This is a genomic window from Vibrio sp. M250220 (assembly GCF_036533795.1).
In the GTDB taxonomy this organism is placed as follows: Bacteria; Pseudomonadota; Gammaproteobacteria; order Enterobacterales; family Vibrionaceae; genus Vibrio.
Genome location: NZ_JATABI010000114.1, coordinates 1 through 2,026, shown reverse-complemented (window position 1 = coordinate 2,026; position 2,026 = coordinate 1). Strand labels below are relative to the sequence as shown.

The 2,026-nt window shown below is 41.6% G+C and carries 4 protein-coding genes and 1 pseudogene; 1 reads left to right on the top strand and 4 read right to left on the bottom strand.

Annotation, left to right across the window (positions count from 1 at the left end):
• A pseudogene (locus tag QTN94_RS19680) lies at nucleotides 1-136 on the top strand (IS4 family transposase); the annotation flags it as partial.
• Nucleotides 137-195: 59 nt separating this feature from the next.
• Here the strand turns inward: QTN94_RS19680 and QTN94_RS19675 are convergent.
• From QTN94_RS19675 to QTN94_RS19660, 4 genes are all read right to left on the bottom strand, one after another.
• The gene (locus QTN94_RS19675; RefSeq protein ID WP_331418872.1) at nucleotides 196-561 is read right to left on the bottom strand and encodes a hypothetical protein; all 366 of its coding nucleotides are present in this window, start codon (nucleotides 559-561) and stop codon (nucleotides 196-198) included.
• Nucleotides 558-1,187, bottom strand: coding sequence for a hypothetical protein (locus tag QTN94_RS19670; RefSeq protein ID WP_331428615.1), 630 nt, complete (start codon nucleotides 1,185-1,187; stop codon nucleotides 558-560). Before QTN94_RS19670 ends, QTN94_RS19675 begins: the two co-directional genes overlap by 4 nt.
• Nucleotides 1,188-1,253: 66 nt before the next feature.
• Nucleotides 1,254-1,508, bottom strand: coding sequence for a bacteriocin immunity protein (locus tag QTN94_RS19665; RefSeq protein WP_331428614.1), 255 nt, complete (start codon nucleotides 1,506-1,508; stop codon nucleotides 1,254-1,256).
• The coding region (locus QTN94_RS19660; protein ID WP_331428613.1) for an S-type pyocin domain-containing protein at nucleotides 1,505-2,026 on the bottom strand (522 nt) is incomplete at its 5' end. The genes QTN94_RS19665 and QTN94_RS19660, both read right to left, overlap by 4 nt.

Sequence of the window (2,026 nt, the reverse complement as noted above, 5' to 3'; positions counted from 1 at the left end):
CCTGTCTACCGTTCGATTAGGTATGGAAGTCCTCAGGCGACCAGACTACGAGATTACTACACAACACCTCTTAGCAACGGCCATGGCTCTAGCTGAGCAGCTCTTAAAAGATGGCTATGCACTGGCGGATTTATGAGGGGATCCCTCAGCGCATCGTAACTTTGCTGAATGTACGTTGATTTCACACAACTGCGGTTACATTAATTTTTCTACAAAAGATAGGGAAGGAGCTAGAAGCCAACTCCATATCCCAATACTATTAATCCACATAAACAATCTAAATTTTTTTGATTCAGTCTTAACTCGATATCTTATAAAAGGGTAAGCTATCCAGTACCTTGTTAGACGACTGACTATTGAGTAAGAGGTTTGGAATTGCCATCTTAGATAACCTTTTTCATCGTAAAGCTTGTCTAAGTCTTTAGCTAGTTGCTTATCAATAAAAACAATGCGTTGTACGTTACCTAAACCAACCACAGCACTCATGAGCACGCCAGGGATTCCCCAGATTATGGCGTAAATTGCAAAAACTCCACTTATAACGTTAAGAAAATCACTCAAAATAAGTCCTCTACTAGTGCTTCAGTTGCTTCTGTAAACTCGATGGCTTTTTCATACACAATATCTCCTGTGCTTTTACCAATAGTTGCCCCTATAACACCTCCGGCAGCACCTCCAACGACGAATGCACTAATTGAAGCTATAGCAAGGACAGGGGCAGATGTAATCCCGACAACACCAAGTACTAACAATGTTCCTGAAGCTGCCCATTGCCCCATTTGTGCTCCAACAAGCCAACCTCCAAGAAAGCCACCAATTTCACGAGCCGTCACTTTGCCGCATTCTCCTGAACCATCGATAGAACAGGCTTCATAAATATTCTTCGTACCACTTGCTGCACCAAGCACTAGCCCTACGTAACCAACTCCACGAGATGTCGCGATACCAATCGCCACATTTGCTATTCGCTTACCCAAATTCGGTACCATACCTTTTGCAATAATTTCATCAGCATTATGGATAACAGAATGAGTAGAGAGTTTTAAGTTACGTCGAATCTGAGTGTAAATAGGAATTTGAACAGAACGTTTCGATAATGCAGCAAAGCTACCATCTAGCTTTTTAAATAGCGCAGCACGTTCTGCGACAAAAGAACCATAGTTAACACCACCAACACGGCTTGCCATCGCAACTTGAGAGACGTAAAGGTGGTTAATTTCAAGATCTCCATCTAATCGACAGGCTCATTTATATCATTTTTTAAAACCAGGTAAGCCCTGAGACAAGCGCCATTCTTTGACGATTCTAACAATATTCTCTGGTGTTCCATCTTCCGGGTTCTCAGGGTAATAAATCAGGTCTGAACCATCAGGATGCTGAGTGATCACTTCAAAATGGTCAACTAGCTCATCAAGAGCTTTCTCACTTGGCGCGTTAGCTTTAGTTATTTTCTTCAATAAATCTAAAAATTCAACTTCGGTGTAATCTACAATTGTATTTTTACTCATTTGAGCCCCTTATGGATATCAATATGGTACCTTGGTGTAACAACTCCTATATTATCAACATGATAAACTTTACCACCATGTTGTATTTCTTCTTTATGATGCAATTCAAAAGACTTTCGCCCTCCAATTGAGTCTTTCTTTCTCGCTCTCGGTGCGTAACCCTTCATAATCCTTTCTTTATTTGACTCATTAAACTGTTCCAACAAAGATACATCTTTGGATACTTCAATCCAGAAGGCCTTCCTAAACGCATCAAAACTACTGAACTCTTTACCTCTCAACTTATCAGCAATTTGCGATGGAACTGGTGAACCTAACCCCTCACTGGCTTTCTCTAACCATATGCCCGTTATATCTTCGCCATTCCCCGTTACCACCCCAGACTCATCACGCGCCGTTTTTTGGAACATCAGGTAAAGAGGAGGGAGCCCAGCATCCACAGGGAAGGTGATAATATATTCGACTAGATCTTCTTCTGGGTAGAGAACCGTGCCAATTTCTTGCTCGTACTCTTCAAT

Excerpts from the sequence above, each read along its gene's own strand:
- QTN94_RS19670 (WP_331428615.1), bottom strand. The coding sequence starts at position 1,187 with ATGGCAAGCCGTGTTGGTGGTGTTAACTATGGTTCTTTTGTCGCAGAA.
- QTN94_RS19665 (WP_331428614.1), bottom strand. The coding sequence starts at position 1,508 with ATGAGTAAAAATACAATTGTAGATTACACCGAAGTTGAATTTTTAGAT.